This window comes from Candidatus Saccharibacteria bacterium oral taxon 488, assembly GCA_013100825.1.
Taxonomy (GTDB): domain Bacteria; phylum Patescibacteriota; class Saccharimonadia; order Saccharimonadales; family Saccharimonadaceae; genus Nanosynbacter.
The window spans coordinates 582,021-608,597 of sequence record CP040001.1 but is presented as its reverse complement, the minus strand read 5'-3'; the positions used below and the strand labels follow the sequence as shown (position 1 = coordinate 608,597).

General features: G+C 49.8%; 29 protein-coding genes and 3 tRNA genes. 28 read left to right on the top strand and 4 right to left on the bottom strand.

Annotation, left to right across the window (positions count from 1 at the left end):
* Positions 1-4 precede the first annotated feature (4 nt).
* From gatC to FBF26_03255, 7 genes are read left to right on the top strand one after another with little or no spacing between them, the layout of a single operon-like run.
* Positions 5-292, top strand: a complete 288-nt coding sequence (gene gatC, locus FBF26_03285) for an Asp-tRNA(Asn)/Glu-tRNA(Gln) amidotransferase subunit GatC (protein ID QJU10270.1) — start codon at positions 5-7, stop codon at positions 290-292.
* The gene (gene gatA / locus FBF26_03280; protein ID QJU10269.1) at positions 292-1,662 is read left to right on the top strand and encodes an Asp-tRNA(Asn)/Glu-tRNA(Gln) amidotransferase subunit GatA; all 1,371 of its coding nucleotides are present in this window, start codon (positions 292-294) and stop codon (positions 1,660-1,662) included. The genes gatC and gatA overlap by 1 nt, the downstream gene beginning before the upstream one ends.
* A complete protein-coding gene (locus FBF26_03275) occupies positions 1,662-2,081 on the top strand; it encodes a hypothetical protein (GenBank protein QJU10268.1) in 420 nt (139 codons plus the stop codon). The genes gatA and FBF26_03275 overlap by 1 nt, the downstream gene beginning before the upstream one ends.
* Entirely contained in the window at positions 2,078-3,583 is a 1,506-nt protein-coding gene (gene gatB / locus FBF26_03270; protein QJU10267.1) for an Asp-tRNA(Asn)/Glu-tRNA(Gln) amidotransferase subunit GatB, read from the top strand. The genes FBF26_03275 and gatB overlap by 4 nt, the downstream gene beginning before the upstream one ends.
* 55 nt (positions 3,584-3,638) lie before the next feature.
* Positions 3,639-4,547, top strand: a complete 909-nt coding sequence (locus FBF26_03265) for a UTP--glucose-1-phosphate uridylyltransferase (GenBank protein ID QJU10266.1) — start codon at positions 3,639-3,641, stop codon at positions 4,545-4,547.
* A complete protein-coding gene (locus FBF26_03260; GenBank protein QJU10265.1) occupies positions 4,537-4,878 on the top strand; it encodes a hypothetical protein in 342 nt (113 codons plus the stop codon). Before FBF26_03265 ends, FBF26_03260 begins: the two co-directional genes overlap by 11 nt.
* A gap of 58 nt (positions 4,879-4,936) precedes the next feature.
* Positions 4,937-8,704, top strand: a complete 3,768-nt coding sequence (locus tag FBF26_03255) for a DNA polymerase III subunit alpha (protein ID QJU10264.1) — start codon at positions 4,937-4,939, stop codon at positions 8,702-8,704.
* A gap of 5 nt (positions 8,705-8,709) precedes the next feature.
* On the opposite strand, the gene FBF26_03250 is transcribed toward FBF26_03255, so the two are convergent.
* On the bottom strand, positions 8,710-10,125 hold the full coding sequence (locus FBF26_03250) for a threonine/serine exporter family protein (protein ID QJU10263.1): 1,416 nt from the start codon (positions 10,123-10,125) through the stop codon (positions 8,710-8,712).
* A 78-nt stretch (positions 10,126-10,203) separates the two neighbouring features.
* Here FBF26_03250 and FBF26_03245 point away from each other — a divergent pair, with 78 nt between their 5' ends.
* From FBF26_03245 to FBF26_03190, 12 genes are all read left to right on the top strand, one after another.
* Positions 10,204-10,941 (top strand): phosphohydrolase, encoded by a 738-nt coding sequence (locus FBF26_03245; protein ID QJU10262.1) that lies wholly within the window; start codon positions 10,204-10,206, stop codon positions 10,939-10,941.
* 18 nt (positions 10,942-10,959) lie between these two features.
* The gene (locus FBF26_03240) at positions 10,960-11,313 is read left to right on the top strand and encodes a hypothetical protein (protein QJU10261.1); all 354 of its coding nucleotides are present in this window, start codon (positions 10,960-10,962) and stop codon (positions 11,311-11,313) included.
* Positions 11,270-11,764 carry a hypothetical protein gene (locus FBF26_03235; GenBank protein QJU10260.1) on the top strand — a complete coding sequence of 165 codons (495 nt, stop codon included), beginning with the start codon at positions 11,270-11,272 and terminating at the stop codon, positions 11,762-11,764. The genes FBF26_03240 and FBF26_03235 overlap by 44 nt, the downstream gene beginning before the upstream one ends.
* 21 nt (positions 11,765-11,785) lie before the next feature.
* Positions 11,786-13,369: an excinuclease ABC subunit UvrC gene (locus FBF26_03230; GenBank protein QJU10259.1), complete on the top strand. Its 1,584-nt coding sequence runs from the start codon at positions 11,786-11,788 to the stop codon at positions 13,367-13,369.
* A gap of 2 nt (positions 13,370-13,371) precedes the next feature.
* Positions 13,372-13,740 carry a prepilin-type N-terminal cleavage/methylation domain-containing protein gene (locus FBF26_03225; protein ID QJU10258.1) on the top strand — a complete coding sequence of 123 codons (369 nt, stop codon included), beginning with the start codon at positions 13,372-13,374 and terminating at the stop codon, positions 13,738-13,740.
* A gap of 25 nt (positions 13,741-13,765) precedes the next feature.
* Positions 13,766-14,137, top strand: coding sequence for a phage holin family protein (locus FBF26_03220; GenBank protein ID QJU10257.1), 372 nt, complete (start codon positions 13,766-13,768; stop codon positions 14,135-14,137).
* Positions 14,138-14,146: 9 nt separating this feature from the next.
* Complete coding sequence (gene secG, locus FBF26_03215) at positions 14,147-14,383, top strand: preprotein translocase subunit SecG (protein QJU10256.1); 237 nt, start codon at positions 14,147-14,149, stop codon at positions 14,381-14,383.
* Positions 14,384-14,392: 9 nt separating this feature from the next.
* Positions 14,393-16,186, top strand: a complete 1,794-nt coding sequence (locus FBF26_03210) for a peptide ABC transporter substrate-binding protein (GenBank protein ID QJU10255.1) — start codon at positions 14,393-14,395, stop codon at positions 16,184-16,186.
* 24 nt (positions 16,187-16,210) lie between these two features.
* A tRNA-Leu gene (locus tag FBF26_03205) sits at positions 16,211-16,298 on the top strand.
* A gap of 13 nt (positions 16,299-16,311) precedes the next feature.
* Positions 16,312-16,385: transfer RNA gene (locus tag FBF26_03200), tRNA-Cys, on the top strand.
* A gap of 115 nt (positions 16,386-16,500) precedes the next feature.
* Positions 16,501-16,875, top strand: coding sequence for a hypothetical protein (locus FBF26_03195; protein ID QJU10254.1), 375 nt, complete (start codon positions 16,501-16,503; stop codon positions 16,873-16,875).
* Between the two features lie 401 nt (positions 16,876-17,276).
* Positions 17,277-17,362 (top strand) — tRNA-Leu (locus FBF26_03190).
* A gap of 72 nt (positions 17,363-17,434) precedes the next feature.
* Here the strand turns inward: FBF26_03190 and FBF26_03185 are convergent.
* From FBF26_03185 to FBF26_03175, 3 genes are read right to left on the bottom strand one after another with little or no spacing between them, the layout of a single operon-like run.
* Positions 17,435-18,184, bottom strand: coding sequence for an ABC transporter permease (locus FBF26_03185; protein QJU10253.1), 750 nt, complete (start codon positions 18,182-18,184; stop codon positions 17,435-17,437).
* Positions 18,181-18,906, bottom strand: coding sequence for an ABC transporter ATP-binding protein (locus FBF26_03180; GenBank protein ID QJU10252.1), 726 nt, complete (start codon positions 18,904-18,906; stop codon positions 18,181-18,183). The genes FBF26_03185 and FBF26_03180 overlap by 4 nt, the downstream gene beginning before the upstream one ends.
* Positions 18,903-19,118 (bottom strand): AbrB/MazE/SpoVT family DNA-binding domain-containing protein, encoded by a 216-nt coding sequence (locus tag FBF26_03175; GenBank protein ID QJU10251.1) that lies wholly within the window; start codon positions 19,116-19,118, stop codon positions 18,903-18,905. Before FBF26_03175 ends, FBF26_03180 begins: the two co-directional genes overlap by 4 nt.
* Positions 19,119-19,276: 158 nt before the next feature.
* Here FBF26_03175 and FBF26_03170 point away from each other — a divergent pair, with 158 nt between their 5' ends.
* The 9 genes from FBF26_03170 (at position 19,277) to FBF26_03130 (ending at position 26,570) form a co-directional block, all read left to right on the top strand.
* A complete protein-coding gene (locus FBF26_03170) occupies positions 19,277-19,846 on the top strand; it encodes a LemA family protein (protein QJU10250.1) in 570 nt (189 codons plus the stop codon).
* A gap of 72 nt (positions 19,847-19,918) precedes the next feature.
* Positions 19,919-20,794, top strand: a complete 876-nt coding sequence (locus FBF26_03165) for a protease (GenBank protein ID QJU10249.1) — start codon at positions 19,919-19,921, stop codon at positions 20,792-20,794.
* A 2-nt stretch (positions 20,795-20,796) separates the two neighbouring features.
* Complete coding sequence (locus FBF26_03160) at positions 20,797-21,912, top strand: hypothetical protein (protein ID QJU10248.1); 1,116 nt, start codon at positions 20,797-20,799, stop codon at positions 21,910-21,912.
* Positions 21,893-23,923 (top strand): NAD-dependent DNA ligase LigA, encoded by a 2,031-nt coding sequence (ligA, locus tag FBF26_03155; GenBank protein ID QJU10247.1) that lies wholly within the window; start codon positions 21,893-21,895, stop codon positions 23,921-23,923. The genes FBF26_03160 and ligA overlap by 20 nt, the downstream gene beginning before the upstream one ends.
* Positions 23,924-23,936: 13 nt before the next feature.
* Positions 23,937-24,344, top strand: coding sequence for a hypothetical protein (locus tag FBF26_03150; GenBank protein ID QJU10246.1), 408 nt, complete (start codon positions 23,937-23,939; stop codon positions 24,342-24,344).
* Between the two features lie 432 nt (positions 24,345-24,776).
* Positions 24,777-25,001: a DUF1653 domain-containing protein gene (locus tag FBF26_03145; protein ID QJU10565.1), complete on the top strand. Its 225-nt coding sequence runs from the start codon at positions 24,777-24,779 to the stop codon at positions 24,999-25,001.
* Between the two features lie 2 nt (positions 25,002-25,003).
* A complete protein-coding gene (locus FBF26_03140) occupies positions 25,004-25,561 on the top strand; it encodes a non-canonical purine NTP pyrophosphatase (GenBank protein QJU10245.1) in 558 nt (185 codons plus the stop codon).
* A 20-nt stretch (positions 25,562-25,581) separates the two neighbouring features.
* On the top strand, positions 25,582-25,932 hold the full coding sequence (locus FBF26_03135) for a hypothetical protein (GenBank protein QJU10244.1): 351 nt from the start codon (positions 25,582-25,584) through the stop codon (positions 25,930-25,932).
* A gap of 68 nt (positions 25,933-26,000) precedes the next feature.
* A complete protein-coding gene (locus FBF26_03130; protein QJU10243.1) occupies positions 26,001-26,570 on the top strand; it encodes a hypothetical protein in 570 nt (189 codons plus the stop codon).
* The last annotated feature ends 7 nt before the right edge of the window (positions 26,571-26,577 follow it).

The window sequence follows — 26,577 nt, the reverse complement described above, 5'->3', positions numbered from 1 at the left end:
CTGCATGACAACTATTTCTACCAGTGACATTCAGCACCTGGCAAGTTTGAGTAGTCTGGCATTAGCCGATGATGAAGTTGATGGACTGCGCCAGGATTTGGAAAACATAATTAGCTACATTGAGCAGCTGAGTAAGCTTGACACAGCTGGCGTAGAGCCGACCTATCAAGTAACGGGGCTGGCGAATGTCTGGCGCGAAGATGAGGTCCAGTCAGGGATTTCTCGAGACGAGTTGCTTGAGCTGGCGCCTGAAAAGCAGAACAATCAAGTGAAAGTGCCGCAGGTGCTGTGATGAGCCAGATTAGTGATTTTGCCGGAAAAAGCGCGGTCGAAAATGTTAAAGAAGCACTGCGGCGGGCGCGCGACATTGAAGAATACCATGCACTACTCAGTTTAGCGGAAGAGCGGGCGCTGGAGCGTGCCGAACTGGTGGATAAGGGTGAGATTTCTGGCCGGCTGGCTGGCGTGCCGTTTGTGGTGAAAGACAATTTCTTGGCCTTTGGAGCGCCGACGACTGCTGCCTCGAAGATGCTCGAGAATTTTAACGCACCATTGCAGGCCACGGCCGTTGAAAAACTAGAGGCTGAAGGCGCAATTTGTATCGGTAAGGCGAACTTGGACGCCTTTGCTCACGGTGGTTCGACGGAAAACTCAGCCTTTGGTCCAACCAAAAACGCCGCGGATAAAACGCGCGTAGCCGGTGGTTCGTCAGGCGGCTCGGCGGTGGTGACGGCGCTTGACGTGGTGCCGTTTGCGTTGGGAACAGACACTGGCGGCTCGATTCGTCAGCCCGCCAGCTTTAATGGCGTGGTCGGTGTCAAGCCAACCTACGGCGCAGTCAGTCGCTACGGCGTGGTAGCCATGGCATCGAGTACGGACACGGTTGGTTGTTTCGCCACGAATGCTGATGATGCTAATTTGGTGATGGAAATTATGGCGGGTCCTGATGACAAGGATATGACGACACTGCCTGACTTTTGGCGGAACCAGTCAGGCTTTACTAAGAAAAAGATTGGTTTGGTTAAGCAGTGTATGACTGACGATGTGGACGCGGCAGTTCGCCAGAAAACGCTTGATTATGCTGAAAAACTGAAGCAGTTGGGCTATGAAATTGAAGAAGTAGATCTGAGCATGATGCAATATTCGCTGGCGATGTACTATATTATTGTGCCGGCAGAATTATCATCAAATCTGGCGCGCTATGACGGCGTGCGTTATGGCCACCGAGCGGCCGAAGTGAAAACGCTGGCGGAATTGTACGGCCGCAGCCGCAACGAAGGTTTTATGACTGAGAATAAACGGCGAATTATGATCGGTAGTTTTGTGCTCTCGAGCGGCTTCTTTGACGCTTACTACATGCAGGCACAAAAAGCGCGCACGCTGCTTATCAATGAGTTCAATCAGTTGTTCGCTGAGTACGACGCACTGCTGATGCCAGTCGCACCAACGCCAGCCTTCAAACTTGATGAAAACACCAATGATCCGATCAAAATGTATTTGTCTGACATCATGACTGTGCCGGCCAGTCTGGCTGGACTGCCAGCAATTTCCGTACCAGCTGGAAGCAACGACGAAGGCTTGCCGATCGGCGTGCAGCTGATTGGTAATTACCGTTCGGACGGAAGCCTGCTGAAACTGGCGGCGGAAGTGGAGGTCATCTGATGGATGGATTGTTGATCGCGCTAGTGGTGGCGGCGCTGGTGATCGGTGGCCTATTGATGCTATTCATTCAGCTGACGTCGAAGCGAACGGAGAAACTTGACCGGGAACTATACCGAAAGGTCTGGCAGGCAGTGCAGCGGGTGGCTGATACAAATAACCCCGATAGCCTGCAGATGGCGATTATCAAAGCTGACAAGCTGCTCGACCGGGCGATGCGCGAATATGGCGTTAGTGGCACGACGATGGGTGAACGACTCAAGGCGCGGCGTGGTCTGTGGACACATGAGGACGCGATTTGGTCGGCACATAAACTACGTAATCAAATTGCCCACGAAAGTCGAGTCACCATCACCACCCAGACATTCAAGCGGGCAATGGCCGCATTTGAACAAGCACTAAAAGATTTGGGAGCGTTATGATGAGTGTATATGATGAGTATGAAATGACCATTGGCATCGAGTGTCACGTCCAGTTGGCGACTAAAACCAAGTTATTCAGCCCGGCTGATAACGACGCTCGTGATGCTGAGCCGAACGAAAAAACGCATGAAATTGACTTTGGCCTACCCGGGATGCTGCCGGTGCTCAACAAGCACGCTGTCGAGCTGGCGGTGCGTGCCGGCAAGGCGTTGAACGCGCCAATTGCTCGTGTCAGTCGGTTTGATCGCAAGCATTATTTCTACCCTGATTTACCAAAGGGTTATCAGACCTCGCAGATGTACCAGCCGATTATCTTGGCTGGCTATGTTGACGCGCCGCTGGAAGACGGTTCGCTCAAACGAGTGCGGATTCATCATGCGCACATGGAGGAGGATGCTGGCAAGTTGACGCACCACGACGGCTATTCACTGGTTGACCTCAACCGCGCTGGTACGCCGCTGATTGAAATCGTTTCTGAGCCGGACATGCATTCTGCTGAGGAGGCTAAGGCATACGCTTCGGAGCTGCACAAATTGATGGTCTATGCAGGTGTGACGCACGGCGATTTGTATCACGGCAACATGCGTTTTGATGTCAACATCTCGGTGGCTAAAAAGGGCGCGACTGAGCTTGGTAAACGTGCAGAAGTCAAAAACCTCAACTCGTTCCGCAGCGTCGAGCGTGCCGCTGAATACGAGTTCAAGCGCCAAGTTGACCTACTGGAGCGCGGCGAACCAGTAGTTCAGGAGACCCGCGGCTGGAGTGATGACCAGCAAATTACCACGTCACAGCGCTCGAAAGAGGATGCTCAAGATTACCGCTACATACCCGATCCGGACATTCCACCGATTGTGTTGACCGACGAGGAAATTGCACGCATGCAGCAGTACATGCCGTTGATGCCAAGCCAGTGCCGAGAGCGGTGGGCTGATCTGGAGTTGGATCATTCGGTGATTACGACGATCCTCGGCCATCAGCCGCTCGCGATATTGCTTGATGCTATCAAGACGCTGACGGTACATAACGAGCAAGCTGTCCTTGATGAGCTGGGAGTTGATAAGATAAAATATCAGCGGCTGGTCAAGCGGATCTTTAACTGGTTTGCCTCGACGCCGGAGGAGTTGATTGATATGGATCTCATCGGAGAGGGCTATGTTGGACCGCGTCGGTTGACAGAGTTGTCACTACTCGTCGAGGATAACGAGGTGAGTTCGACTGGCGGCAAAGAGATTTTCCTTAGTCTATTCGACCGACAATATCTCAAACAGGGGCCGCGCGAGATTGCCGAGAGTAAGAATTTACTGCAGGTGTCTGACGAGAGGGTCATCACAGTCATCGTTGACGAAGTATTACATGACCCAGCCTCGGCGGCATCCATCGCTGACATTCGCTCGGGCAAAGACAAAGCTATCGGCTACCTCGTTGGTCAAGTCATGAAGCGCTCTAAGGGCCAGGCCAACCCAAGCCTCGCCCAGAAACTAATCCGAGAGCGACTGCAATGAAAACATTCACGCGATTATTTGATTATCTAGATAACCTACGACAGGAGGAACTATCATGAAAAAACCAACCAAAGCTATCATCGCTGCCGCCGGCTTCGGTACGCGGTTCTTGCCGCAAACCAAGGCTATGCCAAAAGAAATGATGCCGCTGATCGACAAGCCGATTATCCAATACGTCGTCGAGGAATTGGTCGAGGCCGGTATCAAAGATATCATTATCATCGGCAGTGCTAACAAACGAGCAATTGAGGATCATTTCGACAGGCCGAACGAGGAACTGCTGATTAATTTGCGGGCGGGCGGCGCCAAGAAACAGCCGCTGATTGACATCGTGAATAATTTGTCGGAAATGGCAAACTTTGTTTACATTCGCCAGAAAGGCCCGTACGGTAACGCCACGCCATTGACTTGCGCCGCACATTTGATCAATGGTGATGAGCCGGTTATCTATACGTTTGCGGATGACTTTATCGCTGCTAGTCCCAGCCGGTTTCGCCAAATGATCGCGGCGGCGCAAAAATTAGACGGCGCGGTGCTATCGTGCAAGAAGATTGTTGATGACGCTGAATTTGATCGCTACGGTGTGGTTAACGGCGAGCAGGTTGCCGACGGTGTAATTAAGATGACGAATATCGTTGAAAAGCCGGGCAAAGCCAATGCCCCGTCCGATCTCGCGAGTGTCAGTAGCTATTTGCTGCCGGGCGAGTTCTTTACTTATCTCGAGAAAGCCAAACATGCGTTTGATGGTCACGGCGAATTTACGGTGCAGCCGATTATGCAGAGCATGATTGATGACGGCCATAGTTTTTATGGCGTGGAAATTACCAATGGCAGGTACTATGACACTGGCGACAAGCTAGAGTATCTCAAGACAGTGATTGATTTTGGCATGCGTGATCCGAAGCTTGGTGCGAGCCTTCGTGAATACCTAGTCAAGCGGCTTGAGGAAAATAGTGCCAGCTAAATCGTCAAAAGAACGTGGCCATAAGGATGCTAAGGCCGCCGACCCACGCCCATCGGTAGCCCGCCGCGCCATTGACCGGGTTAAGCGCGATAATGAAAACGGCGCTCGGCAGGCAATGATCGAAGACCTGTTTTTTGATTTTCATCGATCGCGCCGGCAGGTTTATTGGATGAACTTTTGGCGCGGCTTTTTCTTTGGTATGGGTAGCCTCGTGGGCGTGACGGTGCTGATCATGGTGTCAGCCTGGCTGCTGGGGCGGTTTGCTGATATCTTTCCGGCACTGGCGGATTTTCTCAATCAGCTGATTGATACCATGCAGCGACGACGCTAGCATGTTATACTGGGTGGAGAAAGAGGAGGTGGCGCCCGCAAGGGAGGCGCAATGAATAATGGCTACCAAACATACGACAGCTTCAGCCAAAGTTGCGGCCACGTTGCAGCCGTCTGATTACGTGCACCTACACAACCACACTCACCATTCGCTCCTAGACGGATTGACTAAAATTCCTGACATGGTTGCCCGAGTGAAGGAGCTGGGTATGGAGGCTTGTGCTATTACTGACCACGGCACGATGTCGGGCGCGATTGAGTTTTATAAAGCGGCCAAGAATGTTGGCATCAAGCCAATCATCGGCATCGAAACCTACGTAGCAGCCCGCACTCGTCATGACCGCGACCCCGCCAAGGACAAGGCGCGTTATCACCTGACGCTGCTGGCCATGAACCACAAGGGCTATCAAAACCTGATGCAGCTCAGCACTGTCGCCAACCTCGAAGGTGTCTATTACAAGCCGCGCATTGACCACGAACTATTGGAACAATACAACGAAGGCATCATCTGTATGTCTGGCTGTATCGGTGGTGAGCTGGGCGAGAATTTGCGTAATGATGATTATGAAAAGGCCAAGGAAATCGCTGGCTGGTACAAGTCAGTGTTTGGCGACCGGTACTACATGGAGCTCCAAGACCATGGTCACCCGGAAGCGCGCAGTCACTGGCCGGAGCAGAAAAAGGTCAATGATTATATTGAGCGCATTAGCGAGGAACTAGACATTCCGTGTGTGGTGACCAGCGACGGCCATTACCTTAATCACGAAGACCAAGAGGCGCATGAGATTTTGCTATGCGTCGGTACTGGTGCGTATTTGAGTGATGAAAAGCGGATGAGCTTGAAGGATTTTGAGTTGCATTTGACCACACCGGAAGACATCATTTCGCGGTGGCAAACAACCAATCCTCAGGCAATCGCCAATACTAAGGCCATCGCCGATCGGTGTGACGTAGAAATTAAACTTGGCGATATTCTCATCCCGAAATTTCCAACGCCAAACGGTGAATCCGAAAAGGAATATCTGGATCATCTGGTGTATAGCGGTATGGCAGCGCGGTACGCTGGCATGAAGTTAGAGGATGCAAAGAAACTACCAAATGACCAACTGCGAGCCAAGTTATCAGAGGCACAGCTAGAGCGACTGGACATGGAGTTTGGCGTGCTTGACAACATGGGCTATAACGGCTATTTTTTGATCGTCCAGGATTTCATCAACTGGGGCAAATCTCAAGGGATTATCTTTGGGCCGGGGCGTGGTTCGGCAGCTGGTTCAATCATCGCCTATGCGCTGAACATCACCGACCTTGACCCGCTGCATTACGACCTGCTGTTCGAGCGATTTCTCAACCCCGACCGTATCTCCATGCCCGACATCGATATCGACATTCAAGATACTCGCCGCGGTGAGGTGATTGAATATTGTGCCAAGAAATATGGCTCAGAACGAGTGGCTAACATTTGTACCTTTGGCACCATGGCAGCGCGCGCTTCGGTGCGTGATGTGGCGCGGGTGCTGCAGGTGCCATATGGCGAGTCCGACCGGCTGGCCAAGCTCATTCCGCCGCCTGTGCAGGGTCGTCATGTCCCGATCAAAAAGTCGCTCGAGGAAGACCCTGATCTCAAGAAAGAATATGAAAGCAACCCGACCGCCAAAACTGTCTACGACTTTGCTTCGCGGCTGGAGGGAACGATTCGTTCACACGGTGTGCATGCTGCCGGCGTGGTGATTGCACCGGATGACTTGGTGAAATATGTGCCGCTCGAGATGGCGCAAAAGGGCGTGGTGGCAACGCAGTACCCCATGGGTCCGGTTGAGGAACTCGGGCTACTGAAGATGGACTTTTTGGGTCTGTCTAACTTGTCCATTATCAACAACGCCCTGCGTATTATTCGTAAGGTCTACAAAACGGATATTGATTTATCAACGCTGCCACTGGATGACGAAGCAACCTATAAATTATTCCAGCGCGGTGACACCACCGGCGTGTTCCAGTTGGAATCGGCTGGCATGAAGCGGTACCTGCGCGAGCTAAAGCCGAGCGTCTTTGAAGACATCATCGCCATGGTGGCCCTGTACCGGCCGGGGCCGATGCAGTTTATCGACTCGTTCATCAAACGCAAGCACGGCGAAGAAGAAATTACCTACTTGCACCCCGGTATGGAAAACTCGCTGAAGAATACGTACGGCATTTTGGTTTATCAAGAGCAATTTATGCAGATTTCCAAAGAGTGGTGTGGCTTTACCGGCGGCCAAGCTGACACCCTGCGTAAGGCGGTGGGCAAAAAGAAAATCGACTTGATGAAAAAGGTTAAACCGGAGTTCGTTGAGGGTGCGGTTAAGGTCGGTGGCGCGACCAAGGAAATTGCTGAGCAATTCTGGGATGCGCTGGAAGAATTTGCTAACTATTGTTTCAATAAGTCACACGCGGCGTGTTACGGCCTGATCGCCTACTGGACGGCGTATCTCAAGGCGCACTATCCTGACGCATTTATGGCAGCGCTGATGACCAGTGATCAGGATGATACTGAGCGCCTGGCCATCGAGATGACCGAGTGTAAGCACATGGGCATTGAAGTGCTCAACCCGGATGTTAATGAGTCATTCGTCGAGTTCGCGGTGGTGCCTAATGAAAAGAAGATTCGTTTCGGTATGGCGGCGGTCAAGGGTGTTGGCGTTGGCGCAGTCGAAGAAATTATCCGTGCTCGTGAGGCTGATGGCCCGTTTAAGTCAGTCGAAGATTTTGCCAAGCGCGTGTCGACCAGTAGGTTTAATCGCAAGGCCTGGGAGTCGCTGATCAAAACTGGTGCCTTTGATAGCTTTGGTGATCGGTCTGATTTATTGTTTAATCTTGATACCATTGTCGCTTTTGCCCAAAAGACTCAGAAAGAAGCCGCATCAGGGCAGACTGACCTGTTTGGTATGCTCGGTGATGAGTCGGCTGATGTTCAGCCAACGATGCAATTGCAGCCAGCGCCGGCCAAGCACACCAACAAAGAACGGCTGATGTGGGAGCGTGAGCTGATGGGGCTGTATATTTCGGCGCATCCGCTGGATGCCTACGAGATATATCTCAGTGAGCAGGCGCAACCATTAACGCAGCTGGTGCCAGAATATGATGGCCGGCTGATGACAATTGGCGGTATTATCACGACGGTGCGCACCATCGTTACCAAGTCAGGTAGCAAGATGGCGTTCGTCGGGATCGAAGACAAATTTGGCGAGGGCGAGGTTATCGTCTTTCCAAATTTGTATGAGCAAGTCGGTGCCAAGCTCGTCCAGGACGCCGTCATTCGGGTGACCGGCAAAAACTCAGCCCGTGATCGGGACGGTAATTTGGGCTTAGAGAGCAAGATGATTGCTGATGAAATTGAACTGATTTCCGATGATGACCTCCAAAAGTATCAGGCAACTGGTCGTAAAATGGAAGCGCCAAAGATGAGTAACAAGGTTAAGCAAGAGCGGCGTACGGCATTTCGAACTCAAACGACTCAGCGAGCGGGCGCAACCCGAGCATCAACAGCGAGCGGAACAAACGTGAGGTCGACATCGACTGACACAACAAATACGCCGCCGCGTCCAGTAGCTACGCACGCCGTGCCCGAGACAGAAAAGCTGTTTCTTCATATCAAAAACCCGAGTGATCATGACAAGTTGGTGGCACTCAAGTCACTCTGCTCCGAATACGCTGGCGTGACTGATGTAGTACTAGTGCTGGGTGAGGCTAATAAATCCGCCATGCGCATGCCGTTTCGTGTTGAGGCCGGTGACCAGCTCATGAGCCAGCTGCGCCAGGTGCTGGGCGACGAGTGTGTGATCTTGAAATAATTTTCTTAATTACTACCTTCTCGTTGTCGTACCAATTTGCTGTACCAGCGGATTAAGCCGCGCCGCATCTGGCGACCGATCATATTACCAAGTGATGCACCGATCGCGATGGCCACACCAATCATAATTGCTCGCGCTAATACTGCTAGCGACAATAAGAAGTCAGGGTCGGTTGGTGGATTTTCTATTATGCCCATTAGGCCATTGTAGAGCGATAAGCCCGGCACCAGTGGTACGATACCGGCAGCGATGGTAGCCACCGAAGGAAAACGCCATAGTCGGGATAATAGCACCGACATCAGTCCAACGACTGTTGCAGCAACGCCACTTGCGATAACGACTCCGAGTGGCCCAACGAGTGCACTCGATATCCACCACCCCAAGACGCCGATACCACCAGCGATCAGCATCCCGAATAGGCGCGCATGATTGCCTGCTGCAAAAGCAGCGGCAATGATCAATGCTCCTAAGTATTGCGCTCGTATATCGGCAGCTAGTCCTAGTCGATCTGGTGTGGTCGGAAAGCTAATCCCAAATCGCTGAATAATGTATAGCCCGGTCATTACGCCGACAACGATACCCATCGTCGCCATAGTTACCCGCAGTAGTCGGGCGTTTGCTGTTACATAATACTCATCAATCGCATCCTGAAAAGCACCGACGATCATCAGCCCTGCTACCAGCAACACGATACCGCTGATCACCAGCATTGTCGTATCAACTTGCCAGCCCAGCCAGCCATTTAGCCATTGAGCGGCGCCTGCTGCCAGGGTGATTAGGAGTGCGGTAATGATTTGCAGGTAAAATGTTGCGAGACCCCATTTATCTAGAATTCTCATCGTTGCTGTTGCTGCAAATCCCATCACAAACGCTAGTCCGCTCATCAAGATCGAGCCGTTAAATAAAATCACCACACCCATCGATACACCACCGCCCGCCAAACAGGTGACCCAGCGTGAGTACTCGCGTGGGTTAGCGAGGATTTCTTCGACACGTTGCTCTGCCTCGGCTAATGGCAAATGAGTGTCACGAATTAATAGCGCAAGGTTTTGCAATGCTTGGATCGTTTGGTAATTGACATACTTCAATGTGATCGTCCGCACCAAGGTGAGTGGTTCGCGTTCGGTACCGCGGTCTTGGGACATGGTGATGAGTGTTGAGCTGACATCAATGTGAACTCGTCGCCTGCAGTAGGTATTAGTAATTCCCAGGGCCATGTGCACGACGTCTCGTGCGGTCACTCCCATTGCGAGCAGCTCCTCGGCGATTACCATGGTCATACGTAGCGCACGCATATTTGGCGTTAAGCTCTCGTCGATTTTATCCAATTGCCAAACGGGTGCTGGCACTGGCAGTCGTGGTATGCGTCCTAATGATCGTTTGATAAATTCAGGTACTTTTCTTTTCACAGCTGTTTTCACATCACTACTATAGCGCCTCTTGGGTAAAATGAAAATAGTTTAGTGGGTTGAGGCCTGCATGGGTGATACAATAACCCTATGGACGAACGGCAGATAGCTCAACTTGAGACAATAAAAAATAAAGTGCGTGGTATATTAGGCGGCGACCCATCGGGTCATGCTGATGATCACGTTGAGCGGGTGGCCTTTCTGGCGGAGCGTTTTGCGAGCGAATGTAATGAGCCGGTAGATCTGTACGAAGTGCTGTTGACGGCTTGGTTGCATGACATTGACGATTACAAATTAGTTGGCAAAGCGCAGGCAGAGAAATTGACGAACGCGGTCAATAGTATGGTGGATGCAGGAGTGGATACTGACCTATGTCAGGCGGTATTAGAAAATATTGCGGCGATTGGTTATAGTAAACGGCTGGACGGCCAGCAGCCGCGGCGGCTGGCGGGGCAGCTAGTGTCTGACGCTGACATGTGCGATGCTATTGGCGCGGTTGGGATTGAGCGAGGATTGATGTACGCCTGCCATCACGGTGGGCGGATTTTTGACCCCGCGGTTTGGCCAAATGTTGATCTAGCGGCGGAAGAATACGACATTAACGGCAACACGCATGATACCGACGGCTTTATTAATCACTTTTTTGAGAAGTTGCTGAAATTGAAAGGCTTGATGCTGACGGAGCCGGGGCGAATAGAAGCGAGGAAGCGTCAGCACGTTATGGTTGATTTCCTTCATGCCTATTTCCGCGAAAAGAATGTGCCGGAGTGGAGTCAGTTTTTGGAAGGGTATTTACTTGATATAACTAAGACAAATGATTTACAATAGGCGGACAAGGACTATAGTATGAGTGAAGTTTCAGGAAATATGTACTCGCTGCTTGCAGAACGCAGCATTCATGACAGAATGAAAGATCGCGAAGTTCCGTATAATGTTGTCGGCGGGCTGGGTCTACATGCAGTTACCAACGCTGCCAAAATTGATTGGGATAATCGTGTTGTTTGTCTGCCCAATGGTGTGGATTTACCGCGTCTACGTAAAAACGGTACGGTGCGAGACCTTGATACATTAGTGCAAAGCACAGATAAGACTGTTGTGAAGAGTTGTCGGCAGGAAATTACCGATGCTATCGGTGATAAGTTGGTAGTTTCGGCATTTGGACTTAATCCATACGAAAAAAAATCGTCGTGGTATATTTGATTTCGTCGGCGATCGTTATGTTGATGATGAAGGTCGTTTATACTGGCGCCTCGGCGGTATTGAGACGGAAATTCCCCCAGCTAGTCTTGATCAGTGGCTTGTGAAGAGAGATGGCGAGACAGTATGCGCTATCCTTAATCCAATTGCTCAATTAGGAGCGTACGGATGTCGTTCAATTACCGGCTGGCGTCCAAAAGACACAGAAAAAGTCGAGGAACTAATAAATGCTATAATGCCAAACCGCAAAATTTCAGATATTCCGCAAGAGTGTCGCGACCAGTATTATACATTTAGAGAACAATCGAGAAAAGTTGCCGAAGCTAGACAAAAGTTAGGCTGGTTTGGGCTAAAGGCTGGATTGTTGTCATTCTTTGAGCATCAAGAGTGGGCGGTACGACTTGCTCAGGGCGAGCTGGATGGTGTGCTCAGTGGTTTTGTCGGCAAGACGTGATCACTTGATATAATGGTAGCTGTGAATCAACGGTTGCAGCAAAAACTCAAGACCCTACCGCGCACTCCTGGCGTCTATTTTCATAAGTCAGCCAGCGGCGAGATTATTTATGTGGGCAAGGCGGCGGTGTTACGTAACCGCGTGCGCCAGTATTTTCAAGATTCGCGCGGGCGGGACAATAAAACCATGGCGTTGGTGGCGGAAATTGCTGATACTGATTGGATTGAGACCGAGAGCGAGGTTGACGCGTTGTTTTTGGAGAGCGAGATGGTCAAACGCTACATGCCGCGCTACAACGTGCTGCTGCGTGATGATAAATCGCAGATGTATGTACGCATCGACATGAAAAGTGAGTGGCCGACCGTCAGTTTTACGCGCAATCCTGCGGATGACGGCGCGGAATATGTTGGCCCGTTTTATAATGGCTTTGCCTTGAAAAAAGCCTTGCGCTATCTGCGGCGAGTGTTTCCGTATTTAACCAGGCAGCGGCGACCAGGGCAGTCGAAATTGGATGAAGATTTGGGTCTCAGCCCGCGACTAAGCGATGGGCCAGCTGCCTACAAAGCTAATCTACACAAACTCATCAGTTACATCAAGGGTAATCGTAAAGCCATCGCCGCCGAGCTGGAGCGCGACATGAAAACGGCAGCTGGGCTGCATGATTTTGAGCGGGCGGCCGACCTTCGCAATAAACTACGCGCCATGCAGGAATTGCAGCGGCGAGTTTGTTTCGGCGACAAAGAGTTTTTGGATATTTCTAAGGACAAGGCATTGGCTGATTTGGCGAAATTATTGGGCCTAAAAGATATCCCAGCACGCATCGAGGGTTATGATATTTCACACATGAGCGGGCAGCAAGTCGTCGCTAGTATGGTGGTATTTACCAATGGCGCGAGCGACCGGGCGGAATACCGCAAGTTTAAAGTTAGTGAGAAAAATGATGATACGGGTAATATGCATGAGACGGTTTTTCGCCGGTTGAGTGAGCGTCATTTAAAAAGCTGGGGTCGTCCTGATCTGCTGCTGATTGATGGCGGTAAGGGTCAGCTAGCGGCAGCCATCAAAGCGCGTGATGAGCGTGGCGTCACCGTGCCGATTATCAGCATTGCCAAGCGCGAGGAAGAGCTGCTAGTACATAAGATTGGTTCACAGATTGATATAGCGTTCATTGAGCAAATGCGGTCACAGCCGCGGTCGGATATTACTATTCACGAAGATGGCGATGTCTATGTGGTGAATTTACACCCAAGTCAGCGTAACGCCAGTTCGCACTCAAAAAACTTACGAGCTAGCATGGAGCAAACTCGCAACGAACGTCCAACGGCGGACGAGAATACCCTTGCGACAACCGACATCGTCAAACTGTTCCAGCGCATCCGCGACGAGTCGCACCGCTTTGCGGTGAGCTACCACACGGCCCTCAAACGCCAGCAGCAAACGAAAAACCAGCTGGAGGAAATTCCTGGCATTGGGCCAAAAACCCGCGCCAAATTATTGAAAAAGTTTGGCAGCATCAGCCGTATACGGAATGCCTTACTCACCGACCTGGAAAAAATCGTGGATAAAGAGCTAGCGAAAAAGATTAAGCTTATGCTATCATCATAAGTATGAGTCGCAAGTATGGATTTACCGTCATAGAAATACTAATTGTCGTTGTGGTTATTGGTATCTTGGCGGGCATCGGTCTCGTCAGTTATAACGGGTGGCGCAAAGAAACGGTGCGTAAAGCTATAACGTCGGATCTTCAGAATGCATTATCAGCCGCAGAGCAGGAAAAAAACTTCAAAGGGTCATACCCAACGACATTGCCGCAGTCGTTCAAGAGTGGCTCGCCAGATATCGTAATCACTGTACGAACAATCCCGCCGTCTGGTTCGACGCCAGCCGCGATCTGCATTGAGGGGACGAGTAGTCGCCAGCAGCTCCAGATGCACATCAAGAGCACTGAGCGCAAGGTAGTCGACGGCGCTTGCTAGCGTTATGATATAATGAAATGTAGTCATGAGACGACAATTTGCAATATTTTTTGTTAGGTGGGTACTTAATTCTGTTGGTATCTGGGTGGCGGTGCGGCTTCTCGGGACGAGTGAGCCAGTGGTTGAGACGACGGCAACGTTTGTCATCGCCGGTTTAATCTTTTCGATCGTCAACTCTATCTTAAAACCGATCGTTGTCATCTTGTCGCTACCGGCGATCTTACTGACGCTCGGTTTATTTACGCTGGTGGTTAATGGCATCATGGTGTATATATCGTTGGCACTGGCGCCGGGATTATCCATGAGTTTTGGCTCGTCAATTCTTGCCGGAATCATACTCAGTCTGGTAAACTATATAGTAAGTAGCGCCTTCGTTATCAAGCCGGCGCCAGAATAAGGAGAAAGCATGTCACTTGATACTATTTTGCCGTATGTCACATTAGGATCAGCCGTTTTGATGATCATTGCCATATTGTTGCAGCAGCGTGGTGCTAGCCTGGGTGCAGGATTTGGCTCGTCGGGCGAACTGTTCACCACGCGGCGAGGTTTTGACAAGAACTTGTTTGATGTGACTATTGTGTTTGCTGTTGTGTTCGTGCTGTCGATCTTGGCGAGTTTGGTGTTGCCGAGTCTGAAGGGCTAGGGGTATATCTTGGACACAAAAAAATCATCTTGGAAAAAATTTCTGCGGCTGGACTTCACAACGAAAGACCTCGATGGACGGGCGCAGAAACTAACCAAGACGACCCTGCGTCACGCGCATACGTTTATCTCCTTGCGCCTCGAACATTTGGCTGGAGTCAAGCGGCATGTCCTGGGGTGGATCTTTCTGGTTATTCTATTGATTACCATCAGTATGGTGCAGTGGCTGTCATTTCGTGAATTGTATGCTCATAACGCACCGGCCAGGGGTGGGTCGTACTCAGAGGGTGTATTGGGGCCGTTAGAGACGCTTAATCCGATCTTTGCTCGTAGTAGTGCCGAAAAGTCAGCGGCCCGACTGATGTTTGCGAGTCTTTATAATTATGATACGACCGGACATATCAAAGGGGACCTCGCTGAGTCGGTCACAGTCAATGAGGCCGAGACTGAGTACACGGTCAAATTGCGCCGTAATCTCAAGTGGTCAGATGGAGCGCCACTGGATGCTCGCGACGTGGTGTTTACGGTTAATTTACTCAAGGATGCACGGACACAAGCAGCGATTACCGGCTGGCAGTCGATCAACGTCAAGCAGGTTGACGAGCGGACAGTGCAATTTACCCTGCCGGCCCCGTACGCACCATTTATGCATGCGCTCACCTTTCCGATTTTGCCTCAACACAGTCTCAGTGAAGTTAATCCGGCCGAGCTCCGCGAGCATGGTTATGGTAAGTCGCCCGTGACCTCTGGGCCGTTTGCTATGCGGATTCTACAGAATGCCAATGCTGATGGGTCGAAAAAAGTGCTTCACCTCGTGGCTAACTCGCAGTATCATCATGGCGAGCCAAAGCTGGATCGCTTTCAGCTGTATGTATACCCGACGCGGGACGAGATCACCAAGGGCCTCAAGACAAGCGAAATTATGGCAACACCGGAATTATCTTATACGGCACAGTCGGAGCAGATTCGCCACATGTACGCATCGCAGTCGTATGCGATTAACGATGGTGTCTACGCACTGTTTAATACCCAAAGCGAAGTAGTGAGCTCGCGCAAAGTTCGGCAAGCACTGGTCCAATCGATTAATACCCAGGCGCTGCGCGAGAAGTTTGCCTTTGCGAGGAAGCCGCTACATGGCCCAATTTTTGACGACCAAGTGGACGGGCAACTAGCTGGCCGTCTGCCGTATGACACAGAAGCAGCGAAAAAATTACTGGATGAAGAAGGATGGAAGGTAGTCGGTAATCAACGTAAAAAGGGTGAGCAAGTTTTGCAATTGTCGTTCGTGACGCTCAAGGGCTCTGATTTTGAAACTATTGCGCGTGAACTCGTAAAAGTCTGGCAGGAAACGCTGCATATCACCGTTGACTTGCGGGTGGTTGATCCAAATGATGCCTCGCAGAACGTTTTGCAGTCCGTCCTGCGGCCGCGCGGTTTTGATGTGCTATTGTACGAGTTGGTGCTGGGCGGTGACGCCGATGTCTTTGCCTACTGGCATTCGTCACAGGCCAATCAAGGCGGCCTCAATTTTGCTAACTATAACAGCGCGGTGGCCGATGATGCCCTCGCGGCTGGTCGCACCAAACAAAGCGCCAAGCAACGAGTTAGCAAATACCAAGCGTTTACCAGGCATTGGCAGTCCGATGTGCCGGCCCTCGCACTATATCAAGTACAACTGGATTACATTCATTTGCGTTCCGTGTCGGCGCTTGATAAGTCAATGCGGTTGGTATATCCCACCGATCGGTTTGCCGACGTGATCTACTGGACAGTTCGCCGTGAATCCGTTTACAAAACACCGTAATCAGGTATAATGGTAAGTGGTCATGCGGGCGTGGCGGAATTGGTAGACGCGCTAGCTTGAGGGGCTAGTGAGCATTATGCTCGTGGAAGTTCAAGTCTTCTCGCTCGCACCAAATGTAACAGAGCGGCGCGTTGGCGGAGCGGTTACGCAGAGGTCTGCAAAACCTTTTAGACGAGTTCGACTCTCGTACGTGCCTCCAGGATTGTCGATAAAAGCTCTCTTGGAGAGCTATAATTATAAATAAAAATATTGAGTGAAATAAAGTTGAATTTGCAACTGAATTTTTGTATTTTGCGAAGGGAGAATATTGATTTATGTTTTCAATATCAGGTGCAGTATTATTTGGAATTATAGCAATTATGACAGTTCTTGTTGCTTGCGGTTTGCCCTTGGGAGAATTTACCATGGGTGGACAACATAAAATCTTACCTAAGAAATTGAGAGTTATGGCAGTCATTTCGATGGCTATCCAAATTTTTGCCATGATAATTATTTTGCAAGCTGGAGGTTTTATCCCTTTGTGGTTGTCTTTTGAGGTTACTAAATATATTTGTTTCTTCTTTGCTGCTTACCTAACTTTGAATACGATTATGAACATGATTTCAAAAAGTAAGAAGGAAAAATATGTTATGACCCCGCTTTCACTGATAGCCGGAATATGTTTTTGGATAACAGCATTTCAGATGTAGTATGTAAAATGAGGGTAAGCTACAGCGCGTCACAGTGGAATTTGACAGCAACATTTATATAAATGATTGTCAATGATATTATTGTGGTATTGATGGATACAGGAGGCACAAAGATGATGAAACATAACAGATTGCTTCATTGAATAGAACAATTTTTGAGATAGTAAATCGAGAAAAGTTTACTGTTTTTCTTGCTTAGTTTTCAAAATAAAAGCGTCAATAAAGTAAAAAAGTACAGTCGTCTTTATTATGTAGTAGGTGAATTTCTTTGGCAGACTTTTCGTTTGGTATACTGGGCAGCAAGATGCCAGTGTCATCTCGTTCTTAGGCCAACTATCTACACCATATTGGCGCGTAGGATGTACATTTTACTTTATAAATATAGTATACTATGGAGGTATGCGCGAGTGGCGGAATTGGTAGACGCGAGGGACTTAAAATCCCTTGACCAAAAGTCGTGCGGGTTCGATTCCCGCCTCGCGCACCATAATCGTTACAAAAGCCGCCGGTAAGAGGCGGCTTTCGCGATGGATAGTTGAGTTCTAGTGTGCCAGGTAAATCAGGTGTTTCGCCCGGTCATCTTTCGCCGAAAGATATAGATAGCGAGTGTAAAGATAACGGTGGTATAACACAAAACAATCAGTAGATGTGGTGTGATGACTTGCCAATTCCCCTCAATGCTGCCTTTAATGGCGGCAACACTGTGGTAAAATGGCAGTGCTTCCGCAACCATTTTAAAGCCACCGCCGATGAGATCGACCGGGACAAATACGCCCGACAGCCAGCCAGCGACATTGGTGAGCAGGGCGCCGCATATGCCGCCAACTGCTCGTTCGTTAATGAGACTGCCGAAGAATAACCCACATCCAACAAACAGAAGCGACGTTACCGTTGTAATAACGATTGCCCCAAGAATGTGTACTGAAAAGTCGAGCCCGATAAAGCAGGCGATAACGAGGGTAATCACTGCCTGCATGGTAGCAATGATAATCATCGGAATTGTGTATCCAATGATAAAATCTCGGGCTGTCATAGGCGAGGTAAACAGACGCATCAGGAATGATGACGTTCGGTCTTTTGCTAGGAGCATACCTGAGAATAGTGCTAGGAATGCCGTACCGAACATTGCGATACCTGGTGCCAAATTTTTGATAGCAAACATAGTATTATTGGCTTTGGCGGGAATGCTGGCGTTTATAATAGAGAGCAGTCCAAGTAAAACGAGCGGAAAGACCAATCCAAAGAATAGATTGATCGGATCGCGTACAGCTTCTTTTGTACAGCGTTTAGCAAATAGTAATGATCTCATCGAATATCTCCTACAAGTGCTACGAACGCATCCTCGAGAGTGCGCGTATTGGTTTGTTTTTGCAGTTCTGCCACTGTACCGATTGCCACGAGCTTGCCGCGTGCCATGACGCCAACACGATCAGACAACGCTTCAATTTCCTCGAGATAGTGGGTTGTTAGTAGTGTCGTCACTGTACCTTTGAGCAACTTGATCGCCTCCCATAGCTCATGGCGCGAAAAAATATCAAGACCTAGCGTTGGTTCGTCAATGAATAATATTTTTGGATTTGAGATGAGCGCCATGGCGATCGACAGGCGTCGCTGCATGCCGCCAGACAAATGCTTAGCTTTTTTATGTTCGACAGTTTCGAGCTTGAATTGGCTTGCCATACGCGAGGCGCTCTCACTGGCGTTATGAGCAGATTGTCCGTAGAGTCCAGCGATCAGTTCGAGATTCTCGCGGACTGATAAATTACCAGCTACAGCAGTTTCTTGCGGTGAAACGTTGATCATCTGTTTGACTGCCTGAGGTTTTTCGGTAATACTATTGCCGAGTAAAATAGCATCACCTTGTGTTGGCTGGCTTAAGCAAGATAACATTTTAATCAGTGTCGTCTTACCCGCACCATTGACACCGAGTAGTGAAAATAACTCACCCTTTTCAATTGATAGATTAAGGCTGTCGACTGCGACAAAGTCACCGTAGCGTTTTGTTAAGTTGGTCGCAGTGATTGCATTCATGATTTCATCTCCGTATCATTGAGTACGGCGGTGATTGTATCAATGACTTTATTCTTAGTCGGAATAGCAATTCCTTGCTGCTTGTCGCCGAGCATGATAAGTGTATCGCCAGGCTTGATATTAAAAATATCTCGCGCCTCTTTGGGTATCACAATTTGCCCGCGTTCGCCAACCTTGACTGTCCAAGCATGTCTACTCTTTGGTTTTGTCATATAATTCCTTTCTTTCATATAAATATGATTTATATGAATAAGTATACGACTATGATGAGCTGCGTGTCAACAATGAGTTGGTATGATTTTGCTGCTATACGACCCGTGTGTATGGTATAATTATGTGTATAAGGTACTAACCATAAGGAGAATAGAACATGGATGCAGTAATAATAACCTTAATTATCGTCGGTGTCGTTATCGTTCTGATTGTGGCGTTTTTGATCGGTACATACAACGGTCTAGTAACGCTGCGCAACCGCGTAGAGGAAGCATGGAGTGATATCACTGTCCAGCTCAAACGCCGGACTGACTTGATTCCAAACCTGGTTAACTCAGTCAAGGGCTACGCCACGCACGAGAAAGAAGTATTTGAAAAGGTTACTGAAGCGCGATCGGCCATTATGGACGCTAAAGGTGTGAAGGATACTGCCGAAGCAGAGAACATGCTCGAAGGTGCGCTGAAGAGCCTGTTCGCGGTAGCCGAGGCTTATCCAGACTTGAAGGCTAACCAAAACTTCATGCAACTGCAGCAGGAACTGGTCGATACCGAAGACAAGATCCAGGCATCGCGTCGCTTTTATAATGGCGGTGTTCGTGATCTGAACACAAGGATTCAAAGGTTCCCAGCTAACATGGTTGCCGGTATGTTCGGCTTCCAGGCCAAGGAGTTCTTTGAGGTTGCTGATCGAGCAAGTGTTGAGAATCCAGTCGAGGTGAAATTCTAAGGCAGGATAATCTTTGCCTGAACTAAGCCGCTCGCCTATTTTCGGCGGGCGGTTTTTGGTATAATATCTAATATGTATAGTGCAATTTCTCATAATAAGCGAAACACTGTGCTGATCATGGCAGTGTTTGTGGCGATTATCGGCGTGATTGGTGTACTGGTCGGTATGTATCTACGGAACTATTCATTGTCGTTGATCATTGTCGGTTGTGCACTGCTTTATGCGTGGTTACAATATTATATTGCTGGTAAATTGGCCATGGCGATGAGCGGTGCGCAGCAGATTGAAAAGAAGGATGCGCCGGAGCTGTGGCGAGTAGTAGAAAACCTGGCGATTACCTCCGGTATGCCGATGCCAAAAGTCTACATTATTGATGATCCAGCGCCGAACGCGTTTGCGACGGGCCGCGATCCAAAGCACGCTATCGTCGGTGCGACTACTGGGCTGTTAGAAATTATGGACAAGCGCGAGCTCGAGGCGGTGATGGCGCACGAGATGAGCCATGTGCGCAACTACGATATTCGCGTTAGTATGATTGCCTTTGGGTTGGTGAGTGCTATTGGGTTGCTTGCTGATATCGCACTCCGGATGATGATTTATGGTGATGATGATGACGGGGATACCAGTCCGGTTGTCTACGTCGTGGGTATCATAGTAGTAATATTGGCACCGATTTTAGCAACGATTACGCAACTGGCGGTGAGCCGCCAGCGCGAGTATCTCGCGGATGCCTCGGGCGCGCTATTGACTCGCGACTCGGAGGGGCTGGCGATGGCACTGGAGAAGTTACAAAGTTATGGTCGGCCAATGCGCAAGCAGAGTACCTCAACGGCGAACTTGTTTATGAATAATCCGCTGCGCCCTGGCTTTTTCTCAAAGTTATTTAGCACCCACCCGCCACTAGAAGATCGAATCGCACGTCTGCGAAGTAATGCAACGAAGATGTAATCATGACGAAGCCAACTAAAAAACAACACACCACGCGGCGTAAACGAGCAACCTCAAGAGCGGATAGTCGCGCCGCGACAAAGAAAACAGTATCGTTAAAAGAGAGGCTTATTAAAGCTTGGCAGCGGCTGATACAGCGCCGTCAAGCTTTTCTCCGCCGTCGGCCGCACCGTAGTTTTCGAGTGACCAAGCGGCGTGACTATCGTCGTTCGCTCAAACTGCCAGGCTACTTTGCGCTGACCAAACAAGCATGGCAACTGATACGAAAGCACTGGCGGATCTTCGTTGGATTGGCGGCAATATATGCGGTATTGGGCGTATTGTTATCGGGGTTAATGTCACAAGATACGTACCAGCAACTCAAAGATACAATTAATGAAGCGAACCAAGAAGGAGCCCTGGGTGCTGTGATGCCGACACTGGCGCTATTTGCCGGCGTGGTTACCAATCAGCTTGGCGGTTCGACGGGTGGTGTGGGATCATCCCAGCAGCTAGTTGGTGCGTTAATTGGGCTATATATATGGCTGACGACAATCTGGCTGATTCGTGGCGTGACCGCTGATAAGCGCCTAAAGGTTCGTGATGGGCTGTATAACGCGGGTGCGCCAGTCATCGCCCTGGCGGTTCTGGTGTTTATTGCGCTCATTCAATTATTACCAGCGGCGATAGCGGCTATCATCTATGGCGCGGCGGATACGTCAGGTATGTTACAACAAACGGTTGTGTTGATGTTGGCGGCCGGTGCCACCATATTAATTGTTACCTTGTCGATATATTGGCTAACGAGTACGTTGTTTGCTATGGTGATCGTCACGCTACCGGGAATGTATCCACTAGAAGCAGCGCGACTGGCTTCGGACGTTGTCTTGGGGCGGCGGATGCGAATCTTGCTGCGATTGATGTGGCTGCTGGTGGTGCTCGCCGTGGTTTGGGCGGCGGTGCTTATTCCGGTCATTACGATTGATGGTGCACTCAAAACGGTGATACCGGCGTTGAACTGGCTGCCGCTGGTGCCGCTCGTGGCGTTGATGTTGGTGGCGTTCTCGATTGTTGCCTCGGCGTGCTATATTTATCTATTCTACCGAAAGGTCGTCGCCGATGACAGCGCGCCAGCTTGACCGGCAGGCGGCCGAGCAACGAATTGTCAAACTGCGAGATCTGATCAATGATTATCGCTATCATTATCATGTCCTCGACGAATCGATCATGAGCGAGGCGGCGGCTGATAGCCTGAAACATGAATTGTCGCAGCTAGAAGAGCAGTTTCCTGAACTCATCACACCAGACAGCCCAACCCAGCGGGTGGCAGGAAAAGCGCTCGGTAAATTTACCAAGGTCCAGCATCAAACGCGGATGATTTCACTGCAGGACGTGTTTGACCGAGAAGAAGTTGCGGCGTGGATACAGCGCATGAAAAAAGTGCGCCGGGACATCACTGAAGAATTTTTGTGTGATATCAAGATGGATGGCCTGGCCTGTGCGCTGATTTATGAAGACGGTGTGCTGACGCGGGCCGTGACGCGCGGCGACGGATTGGTTGGTGAAGATGTGACCATGAATGTGCGGACGATTCAGAATGTGCCGCTGACACTGCGCGCCAACCAGCGATTTGCTCATTTTTTGCGTGGTCGGACGGAGATTCGTGGTGAAATCGTGATGCACAAAGAGGACTTTGCAGCCTTAAATCAGCGTCGGCGAGCGGCCGGTCAGCCAGAATTTGCCAATCCGCGTAATTTAGCAGCCGGGACGATTCGTCAGCTTGACCCAAAACTGGTGGCAGAGCGTCCATTGCACTTCGTTGGTTATGACATCATTCGCGATAACCTCGAGGATACGCCGACAATTGCCTTTGGCTATCAGATGATGAACGAGCTGGGTATCACCACTAGTCGGCAGACGCAAATTGTCTATGGCCTGGACGAGGTGATGAGCTATGTTAATCATCTCGATGAAGTGCGTCAGTCACTGCAGTTTAACACCGACGGAGCGGTCATCAAGCTCAATGACCGGCGACAGTTTGCCGAGCTGGGCATCGTTGGCAAGACACCGCGAGCCGCAGTGGCCTATAAATTTGCTGCCGAAGAAGCCACGACCATCGTCCGCGATATCGTTATCTCCATCGGTCGAACCGGTGCGGCCACACCAGTGGCGGTGTTTGACCCGGTGGTGGTGGCTGGGACAACGGTGCAGCACGCTAGTCTGCATAACGCTGACGAAATTGCTCGGCTGGATGTGCAGCGTGGTGACACGGTGGTGATTTTCAAGGCGGGCGACATCATCCCGCAGGTGCAAACCGTACTGAAAGAATTGCGGCCAGCAGATGCTAAGCCAATTGATTATCCAGCAGAGCTGGCGCGCCAATACCCAGAGCTAGCATTTGTACGGCCAGCAGGCGAGGCGGTGTACCGCGTTAAAGGCTTGAGCGGTCCGCTGATTTTGAAGCGATCTCTGACGCATTTTGCGTCCAAAGGTGCCCTAGATATCGACACGCTGGGCGAGAAAAATGTCGAGGCACTGGTCGAGGCTGGGCTAGTTAATGATTTGGCAGATATTTACCGGTTGACGAAAGATAATTTGCTGCAGCTGGAGCGCTTTGCTGAGATTTCCGCACAAAAGCTCATTGATGCCATTGCTGCTAAAAAACAGCCAGCGTTGGAGCGATTTTTGTTCGGCCTCGGTATTCGTCATGTTGGCGCGCAGACGGCGATTGACCTCGCCAATAGGTTTGAGAGTATCGAAAAGTTACTGGCGGCGACTATTGATGAGCTGCGTGAAGTAGACGGCGTGGGCGAAATTGTTGCCGAGTCGATCGTGGCGTGGTTTGCTGATGAAGATAATGTGACGCTGCTCGAGAAATTTACTGACTTAGGTGTGACACCGCAGTTTAGTCAAAAATCCGACCACCTGGCTGGCCAAAGTTTCGTCATCACTGGCACCCTGCAGTCGATGGGGCGTGACGCCGCTGCTGAAAGAATCCGTAATCTGGGCGGCACCTTCCAAACCACTGTTGCAAAAGATACAACATATTTGGTAGCTGGCGGTAAAGTCGGCGCCAGCAAATTGAAAAAAGCCGAACAATACGGCACGAAAATTATTGATGAACAAGCATTGTTAGAGATTATACAATAAGGAGGTAATAACCATGACTCAGCAACTACATCGCGCTCTCGCCATCAAACCTGCCGACACAGTTGTGTTTACGGCGATGTCGAAGAAGTATTTTTACATGAGATTTTTCGTCACGAAATTTGCGCTTGAGCAAGGCGTTGTGCCAATTAATCCGTTTACCAGTTTTGACTATTTTTTGCTCGACGTAGTAGAGCGTGACACGGTGCGGCGCGCCAATAATACGCTGGTGGCGCGCGCTGATGAGCTGTGGGTATTTGGCGATATTGCTGATGGTGTACGCGCGGAAGTAATCCAAGCCTGGCAGCAACATAAAACCGTCCGATTTTTTGCGTTTCGTAATGATAAACATATTTACGAAGTTGAGATTGGCGACTTAGTGTATGAGGATGGTGTTGAAACATTAACCAACGGAGGTAACTAGATGATCCGATTTTACTTGCAAAAATTAGTGCGTGACAAAGTGGTGAAAAAGTGCCTGGATGATCCAGAATTTTTGCATACGGAGTACCGGACATTAGACAAGCAAGAATTTCGCCGCGAGCTGCTCCGCAAGGTTCACGAGGAGGTGGACGAAATTCCACTGGATGATACGCAGCGTGATGAATCGCTCAAAGAACTGGCTGATTTGCAAGAAGTCGTTGACGCGCTGCGTCGAGATTTTGGCTTTTCTATAGAGCAAGTCCAGGAAGCGATGGCGCATAAAAAGCAGGATAATGGCGGCTTTGATAATCGGCACTATATTGAATACAATGATTTTACGGATGACAGTAGATGGGTGGAAATACTGCGTGCCCAGCCAGAGAAGTATCGCGAAGAAACGGCGGGTAGTAAAGAACGGAGCCGTTACGCGAAAATCAGCAAGGGTATGTACAGGCACAGCAAATCAGGCAAATTATACGAGGTGATCGGTCTAGCGTTAGAAACTGAGGCAGAAGACTTCCTAGTAATTTACCGACCTCTATATGAAAATGAATATGAGTTATTTGCTCGCCCTGCCAACATGTTTACGGAAACAGTAGTACTGGATGGGAAATCTGTGCCGCGATTTCAGAAAGTAAACTCTGAAACTCAGGTGTAAGCGTGATGAAGACGATTACGTTTATTACCGGCAATCAACACAAAGCAGATTATTTATCGCGCATGCTGGGTTTACCACTGAAGCATCGGGCGGTTGATTTAACGGAAATTCAATCGACTAGCTTGGAGGAGGTTGTTGAACATAAGGTGCGTCAGGCGTATACAATCGCCAAATGTCCGGTTTTGGTTGAGGATGTGGCGCTCGGGTTTACTGCGCTGGGTGGACTGCCGAGTCCGTTTATCAAGTTTTTTGTCGAGTCGCCAAACGGCTTAGAGAATCTCTGCCGGATGCTTGATGGCTTTGATGATCGATCGGCGGTGGCGGCATGCGTGTTTGGCTACTATGACGGCCAGCGGGTCAGGTTGTTTCGCGCTGAACTTCATGGCGCTATCTCTGAGTATCCCATAGGCGATGGCGGTTTTGGCTGGGATAAAATATTTTGCCCGGATGGCTACGAGGGCAAAACGCGCGCCGAATTAACGCCAGATGAGGACGCTGAGACGTACCGCTTATTCAAGCCAATCGATGCCGTCCGTCAATTTCTCACCACACTTGAATAAACATATGCTATTATTTATATATGAAAGTGATCTACCTAGCTGGCAAAAATCTCGACAGGGCGAATCGCGTGGCAAAAATCCTAGAGGATTCCGGCTATAGTATTCCGTGTAATTGGTACTATAATTACAAAGACGACGAGACAAATTTCAGTCCAGAAGATGAAGTTCAGGCTGTCCGTTCTGCCGATGTTTTGGTATATCTATGGGAATCCGACCAGGAGAGTGCGCGCTACGAAGTTGGCATGGCGATAGCGCTTGGTAAACCAGTGGTCGTTGTTCATGATACCCCAAAATGGTTTCTACAACTGTCAAATATTCATGCGGTCTCACGGGATGAGGATATTATAAAGGCGCTGAGTGAGGTTGGTTGACGAAGGATACCCTATGGTAAAACCAGTGCTACAGCCATACTAAAATAAGAGGTGCTATAATAGACCCCATGACAAAACACATCAATCTCGTCACTGGTAATCCGCGTAAAATTGAGGAGGCAACGGCTACGCTGAGCCAATACGACATAGCGGTGGAGATTATTAATCTCGATATTGATGAGATCCAGCACCGTGATCCATTGAAAATTACCGAAGCTAAGGTTCGGACAGCGTACGAGAAGGTTGGCGAGCCGGTTGTTGTTAATGATAGTAATTGGGAAGTGCCCGCGCTCGGCGGCTTTCCCGGTGGTTACATGAAGGATGTTGCGCACTGGTTGGCGCCCGAGGATTTTTTGGCACTGCTCCGCGACAAAGACGATTGGCAAATTGTCCTCCATGATATTGTCGTCTATTACGACGGGCGTAATCTACAGACATTTATCTTTGATCAACCGGGGAAGTTTGTCGCTCCGCCGCGTGGCAAGAGTGGCGCATCGGTCAACAAGATTATTACGATGGATGGTAGTAACGGCCTGACGATATCCGAGGTGTTTGATCGGCGCGATCAAGGCTTGGCGGTTGAGACTGATACACTGCAGCAATGGCATCAATTTGCGCAGTGGTATATCACGCAGTAGCTGGTTT